The organism is Frankia tisae (genome assembly GCF_025403405.1).
In the GTDB taxonomy this organism is placed as follows: domain Bacteria; phylum Actinomycetota; class Actinomycetes; order Frankiales; family Frankiaceae; genus Frankia; species Frankia tisai.
Genome location: NZ_JANEZT010000359.1, coordinates 1 through 6,737, shown reverse-complemented (window position 1 = coordinate 6,737; position 6,737 = coordinate 1). Strand labels below are relative to the sequence as shown.

The following is a 6,737-nucleotide window of genomic DNA, read 5'->3' as shown; positions in this document are numbered from 1 at the left end:
GGGCGGTTACGGGGGCGGCAGGCCACGGGCCAGGCTGTCGAACGCCTGGCCGAGCACCTCGACCAGCGGCGCGCCCGGGAACTCCTGCCAGCGCACCGACAGGGTGCGCACGACCGCCAGCACCGCGGCGACCAGCACCGCGGGATACGGGTCGCGGGCCGGATCGAGGCCGCAGCGCCGGCCGACGGTCTCGGCGAGCGCGTGCTCGTAGGAGCTCCAGCTCGCCGCATTGGCCGCCATCAGGTGTGGATGCCGCCGGATGATCGAAAGCCGGAGCGGCCAGAGGTCGGCCTGTTCGGGGGCGACGAGCGCGGCCCGCTGCAGCATGACCGCGCGCAGGGCCTCCAACGGACTCTCGTCGGCGGGCCGGGAGGAAACTGCCTCGGTGATCTCGCGGATGTCCTCCGGGTCGAGACCGACGATCGCCTCGTCCTTCGTGGGGAAGTAGTTGAAGAAGGTCCGGGTGGAGACCTCCGCCGCGGCGGCGATGTCGTCGACGGAGACTCCGTCCAGCCCGCGCTCGGCGACGAGCCGGATGGCCGCGATCCGCAGCGCGCGGCGGGTCCGCTGCTTCTTGCGTTCCCGCAGGCCAAGCTCCGCCGGCTCCATGGTCGCCCGGTTGGTGCCTGCCTGCGTCATCGTTCCCCCAGCCTGGCCTCTCATCGGATGCAGTAACTACAACCTTATAGTCTCTGCATTTATTCAGTCTCTGCAAGAATTTTTGAACGTAGCTAACCGCACACAGAGGGACACCTGCGGCTTCCGCACCGTCCGTCATCGATCCGGTGCAAAACTGCGCCAAGGGCTCAGTAACGGACTCCTGGCCCTGGCCTGGAACCGTGCTCTGGCCTCGACACGACCCTGGCCGCCATCTGCCCGGCAGACCCGGGCCAGCCTGGTGGGCGGCGCGGCAACGTGTTCCGGCGCCGGTGGGCGGGGCCCCGATGCCACCCGGGGCGGCGGATCTGCTCGGCCAGGCAGGCTTCCCGCCCCGAAAGCGAAAGCGGGAGCGGGAGCGGGGCGCCAATCAGCCGCGCAGGTCGTCGCCGGCGAGAGTGAAGGCAGCGTGCAGGGCCTCGCCCCAGGGACGCAGCGGGGTGAGACCCGCGTCCGCCCACGATCGCGTGGAGAGCACGGAGTAGGCCGGCCGTGCGGCGGGCCGGGGGAAGGAATCCGTGGTCGTCGCGCTGACCGTGGCCGGGTCGAGCCCGATCTCCGCCATGATCTGGCGGGCGAATCCGTACCAGGTCGTCTCGCCGGTGTTCGTGCAGTGGTAGACCCCGGGCGGCGCCGACGAGGCGACGAGGTCCAGTAGACCGGCGGCCAGGTCGGCCGACCAGGTCGGCGAGCCGGTCTGGTCGGCCACGACCGAGACCGCCCCGCGCTCCCGGGCCAGCCGGCTGATGGTCTTGACGAAGTTGCCACCCGTCCGGCCGTACACCCAGGCGGTGCGGACGACGTACGACGACGCCGGCAGCAGGGCCCGCACGGCCCCCTCTCCCGCGAGCTTGGTCCGGCCATACGCGCAGGCCGGACCGGTCTCGTCCCCGGTCTCGTAGGGCTTCGTCGCCCGGCCGTCGAAGACGTAGTCGGTGGACAGGTGCACCAGCGTGGCGTCGACCTCAGCGCAGGCGGCGGCGAGATGCGCGGGACCGGTGGCATTGACGGTGTAGGCCCCGGACTCGTCGGTCTCCGCGCCGTCGACGTCCGTCCAGGCCGCAGTGTTGATCACGACGAGGCCGCCCTGGATCTTCGCCGGCCGAGCCTGGTCACGCAGGACGGCACGGACCCGCGCCGGATCGGTGATGTCCAGCTCGGCCCGGCCGAGGCCCGCCCAGGCCCGCACGGGAGAGTCCGGTTCGGCCAGCCGGGCCTCGAGCAGCCGGCACAGGTCGGCGCCGAGTTGTCCGGCGGCACCGGTCACGAGAACACGCACGGCCAGAGTCTGGCAGACCGGCGGCCATACATCGCGGCGCCCTCCGCCGCGCCGCACCGACCGGCGCCCGGGCCGATCGGGCCGGCGTGGCGATCAGTAGGTGCAACGCGAGGTGAGCTCGGCGGCGGTCGTCGCGGGAGCGGGGGCGGCCGGTGCCGTCACGCGGGCTGTGCCCGCTTGTGAGCCCGGGGCCGTCGGTGCCGTGGTGCTGCCGGCGGGCGTCGCCGCGGCGGTGATCGTGTCCACCTCGAAGGTGGTGCCGAGCACGAGACTGACCCAGCCGGCGGGGACGGCGGCGTCCTGCTGCAGCCGGCTGCCGGGCACGGCGGCCTGGACCGTCCGGGCGGCATCCACCGCGCCCGGGTGGTACCGCACCTGCGTGGTGCGCAGGACGCCGGCACGCCACGTTCGCGCCGGCCCGACCTGGAAGCCGGCCCGTTCCAGCGCGGTGACGGCCGAGGTGGCCAGACCGCTGACCCCGGCGCCGTTGTAGACGTCGATGGCCACCTTCGCCGGGGGCACCGTCGGCGACGGGCTCGCCGTCGGCACCGTGACCCGGCCGGGCCGGCCTCGCAGGGGCTCGAGGAACTTCTCCAGCGTGATGGGCTCGTAGAGCTGGACGGAACCGAAGCGGGGCAGCTCACCGAGCGCATTGCCACCCTCGGCGGCGGTGGGCGCATGCACCGGGATCGTCTCGAACCGGATCTGGTCGGCGGACATGCCGCGCAGCCGCGTCGCCAGCGCCCGCAGGTCGTTGATGCTCGTGCCGTCGTCGACGGTGAGCGCCTTCGTCGCCGCATGCAGCAGGTTCTCCAGCCGCACCGGGTTGGTGAGCACGCCGGAGGAGGTCGCCTGCGTGAACACCGCGCCGACGAACTGCTGCTGGCGACGGATGCGGTCGAAGTCGTTGTCCGGCAGGCCGTGGCGTTGCCGCACGAATGCCAGCGCCTGCTCCCCCGACAGCCGGTTCTCACCGACCCGGCCACGCCACTGCGACCACGGGTCGTACAGGTTCGACCTGCCCCCGCCGGGCAACGGCCTGACGCACACGGTGACTCCGCCGACGGCGTCGGTCATCTCCTTGAAACCGGCGAGATCGATCGAGACATAATGATCGATCTTGATGTCGGTCAGATTCTCGATTGTCCTGATCAACAGGCTGGGGCCACCGAGAGTGATCGCCGAGTTCAGTTTGCCGCGGCCGTGCCCGGGGATGCGCACCAGGGTGTCGCGGGGAAAGGAGACCATCGTGGTCGTCCCGTCCGCGGCCAGATGGGCGATCATGGTGGTGTCCGACCGCTCGTCGGTCACCGCCCCCCCGCTCTCGTACTCGCCGCCGGTGCCGGCCCGGCTGTCCGAGCCGACCAACAGGTAGTTGCGGTTGCCGGAGGCGGCGTCTGCCGGCCGGTCGTCACCGAGGCCGAGCCGGATGCGGTGGATCTGCGCCCCGAAGTACTCGTAGGCGGTCCAGCCACCGATCGTGGTCATGAGGATGAGGGCCGAGAGCGCGCCGGCGAGCAGCACCAGCAGCCGGCCCAGCGGCGAACGCTCCCGGCGGGTGTCGTGCATGATGTGGGCCGCCAACGCCGCCCGGCGAGCCCCGGCGGGGAGGTGGGCGCGGGTCCGCCGGCGTGACCGCCTGGCACGGCCGTCCGTCTGCGGATCGCCCGGTGGACGCGACGGCGCCTCGGTCACCGTGCCCCCCTCCCAGGCGACTGGAGATGCGTCGCGGGTATGGCGCGACCGCCCGGCCGGTCTACGTCCCCGGCCAGCTGGCCGTAGCGAACCCTTCGACTACTCAACGTACCCGTATCGAATGGCCCGCACCCGTCACCCACCCGATGCCGTAGGAAAGACGGGCCACCGATGGGGATTTTCAACACCCCGTCCGGGCAAAGAGGATCAGATCAATCCGGCAACAGCCGCCACACCTGTAGTTACTTTCAGTTAGTTCAAGACGACGCGATAGAGTTCCGGATCATGAAAGCCCTCGTCCTCGCCGGCGGCTCGGGAACGCGTCTGCGGCCGATCACGCACACCTCCGCCAAGCAGCTTGTCCCCGTGGCGAACAAACCGGTGCTCTTCTACGGCCTTGAGGCCATCCGGGACGCCGGGATCGTCGACGTCGGGATCATCGTCGGCGAGACAGCCGCCGAGATCGAGGCGGCGGTCGGTGACGGGTCCGCGTTCGGGATCCGCGTGACCTACATCCGCCAGGACGCGCCACTCGGGCTCGCGCACGCGGTGCTCATCGCCCGCGATTTCCTCGCCGACGAGCCGTTCGTCATGTACCTCGGGGACAACCTCATCATCGGCGGCATCGCCGGCCTGGTGACGGAGTTCCGGCGAACCACCCCGGACGCGCTGATCCTGCTGACGAAGGTGGACAACCCGTCCGCCTTCGGCGTCGCCGAACTCGGCGCGGAGGGCCGCATCATCCGGCTCGTCGAGAAGCCACTCGTCCCGCCGAGTGATCTCGCGCTCGTCGGCGTCTACATGTTCGGCACCGTCGTGCACGAGGCGGTGCGCTCGATCAAGCCGTCAGCCCGCGGCGAACTGGAGATCACCGAGGCCATCCAGTGGCTGGTCGACGGCGGCCACGAGGTCGCCTCCCACCTGGTCGAGGGCTACTGGAAGGACACCGGCCGGCTGGCCGACATGCTGGAGACCAACCGGCACCTGCTGGAGTCGATCGAGCCGGCGATCCGCGGCACCGTGGACGCCGACAGCTCGATCGTCGGCCGAGTCGTGATCGAGGACGGCGCCTCGCTGGTCCGCTCCACCGTGCGGGGCCCGGCCATCATCGGGCGCGGTACCACCCTGGTCGACACCTACGTGGGCCCGTTCACCTCGATCTTCCATTCCTGCACCATCGAACGGACCGAGATCGAGTACTCGATCGTCCTGGAGCGGGCCACGATCCGTGGGATCGGGCGCATTGAGGATTCGCTGATCGGTCGGGACGTCGAGGTCGTGCCCTCGGCCGCCCTACCCAAGGCGCACCGGCTCATGCTGGGTGACCACTCCCGCGTCTCCGTCGCCACGACGGGGACCTGATCCCACCGACGGCGCAGCGGAGCCCTGCCGCCGGGCCTGGGCCCCGGCGACGGCGATGGTCCCGGCGAACAGCAGGGCGGTCAGGACGAACACGGCGATCGTCACTCCGACGGGGAACGGCGCCCAGCGTCCGATGGCCGACACCACCTCCGGGATCCGCGCCGGGGTGAACGACACCCGGCGCGGCAACCAGTAGTAGGAGCAGATGGCAAGCAGGGCCGCGCCCTGCATGAGCAGCGCCCCGACCAGCAGGACCAGCGGTGCCAGCCGTTCACGTCCGGGCAGTGCCCGACGCAGGCCGAAGGCGGCCACGACCCCCAGCCCGACCAGACCGAGGTAGAGATACCGGCCCTGGACGGCGATCCCACGGGTGTACCGCTGGTACTCCGCCCAACTGCGCTGGCCGACCTCGAGGTACGCGAACGCCACCGGCAGCAGCAGGACCCCCATCGCGGCAGCTTGCGACGACCACCCGGCCCGCCCGGCCCGGCGGCGGCCGACGACCGCCGTCACGCAAAGCCCGACGATGGCGACCGTGGCAAGCACGATCGCGATCGGGGAAAGCTGCGGCGGCTCGAACATTCCGAGGCCACCCCAGAATCTCGAGATCATCGTGCGGAAGAAGTACCAGAACCAGGTCAGGAACGAGTCGGGGAGCAGCAGCGGCTCCCGCCTCGGCGGGTTGGTCGCCCAGCCGTTGGGCTGCACGGCGTCGTACAACAGGTAGTTACGAACCCACCACCAGCCACCGAGCGCGAGACCGAGGCCGACCGCGAGCACCGCGGGAATCCACGGCAGGGACGCGACCGCCGCCCGTAGCCGGCGCCACACACCTGCGCCGGGCCCCGCCGCAGCCGCATCACGCCGCCACCACCACCCGACCAGATACGCAGCGACGATCATCGCCGGTAGGGTGAGCGCGAACGCCTTGGACAGCAGCGCGAGCCCCAGCCACAGACCGGCCCATAGGGCGGTACGCCGCCGCAGGTCGCCGCGCAGCACCCCAGCCAGGACCACGGTGAGCCCGCCGGTGGTGAGCATGAGGATGCCGTCGTTGTTGAAGGTGGCGCCGACCCGGGTGAAACCGGGGATGGCCAGCGGCAGGGCTGCCGCCGCGAGCGCCGAGGGCTCGCCAAGACCGAAACGGCGGGCGGCGAGCCAGGCCAGCAGCGGCAGCGGCGCGACGACCAGGATGTTCAGCAGGCGCAGCACGAAGACCTGCTGGTCGTAGGCCCAGCCGCCGGAGCCGGGCAGGGCGCGCAGCAGGACCGCCCCGGCCGCGTAGATCAGTGGCGGATGCTGCACCATCTGGTTGGACAGGCGACCGTCGTCGACCGGCGTCGGGCCACCGAGGCCGTCGAAGGACTTTCGCTGGTCGCGCGGTGTCGGGGCGATCTCCGCGAACGGCTCGGCCCCACGCCGCTTCCCCCCCGACTGGAACATGTCCTGATAGCGGCCGCGATCGAAGTCGTCCGAGGTCGCCGCGACCCCGGTGGCGATCATCTTCTCGCCGGGGGCGGGCCAGCCGGCGCCGTGCTGCAGCCCGTAGACCATGTCGACATGCTGGGCCTCGTCGTAACCCGTCCAGGTGGGGTACACGAAGGCGTAGCTGAGCAGCATCGCCAAGTGGACCGCCGTGATGAGCACCAGCAGCAGCGGCCCTCGCCGCGCCCGGCGCGCGGGGCGAGGACTCGGCCCCACGTCCCGAGTCGCGGATGCCGGGGGCGGGTGCTCAGCCGGCCGG

5 protein-coding genes are annotated in these 6,737 nt (G+C 71.3%); 1 reads left to right on the top strand and 4 read right to left on the bottom strand.

Features of this window, described 5'->3' with window-relative positions; genetic code table 11:
* Positions 1-6 precede the first annotated feature (6 nt).
* The 3 genes from NBZ85_RS25400 to NBZ85_RS25390 form a co-directional block, all read right to left on the bottom strand.
* Positions 7-639, bottom strand: a complete 633-nt coding sequence (locus tag NBZ85_RS25400; RefSeq protein ID WP_261559430.1) for an acyl-CoA-like ligand-binding transcription factor — start codon at positions 637-639, stop codon at positions 7-9.
* Positions 640-1,027: 388 nt separating this feature from the next.
* The gene (gene rfbD, locus NBZ85_RS25395; RefSeq protein WP_261559431.1) at positions 1,028-1,936 is read right to left on the bottom strand and encodes a dTDP-4-dehydrorhamnose reductase; all 909 of its coding nucleotides are present in this window, start codon (positions 1,934-1,936) and stop codon (positions 1,028-1,030) included.
* Between the two features lie 93 nt (positions 1,937-2,029).
* Positions 2,030-3,631, bottom strand: a complete 1,602-nt coding sequence (locus tag NBZ85_RS25390; RefSeq protein ID WP_372517791.1) for an LCP family protein — start codon at positions 3,629-3,631, stop codon at positions 2,030-2,032.
* 285 nt (positions 3,632-3,916) lie between these two features.
* Here NBZ85_RS25390 and NBZ85_RS25385 point away from each other — a divergent pair, with 285 nt between their 5' ends.
* Complete coding sequence (locus NBZ85_RS25385; RefSeq protein WP_261559432.1) at positions 3,917-4,993, top strand: glucose-1-phosphate thymidylyltransferase; 1,077 nt, start codon at positions 3,917-3,919, stop codon at positions 4,991-4,993.
* On the opposite strand, the gene NBZ85_RS25380 is transcribed toward NBZ85_RS25385, so the two are convergent.
* On the bottom strand, positions 4,925-6,737 hold a 1,813-nt coding region (locus NBZ85_RS25380), incomplete at its 5' end, for a glycosyltransferase family 39 protein (protein WP_438803108.1). The two genes, NBZ85_RS25385 and NBZ85_RS25380, sit on opposite strands and share 69 nt — an antisense overlap.

Excerpts from the sequence above, each read along its gene's own strand:
- NBZ85_RS25400 (WP_261559430.1), bottom strand. The coding sequence starts at position 639 with ATGACGCAGGCAGGCACCAACCGGGCGACCATGGAGCCGGCGGAGCTT.
- NBZ85_RS25385 (WP_261559432.1), top strand. The coding sequence starts at position 3,917 with ATGAAAGCCCTCGTCCTCGCCGGCGGCTCGGGAACGCGTCTGCGGCCG.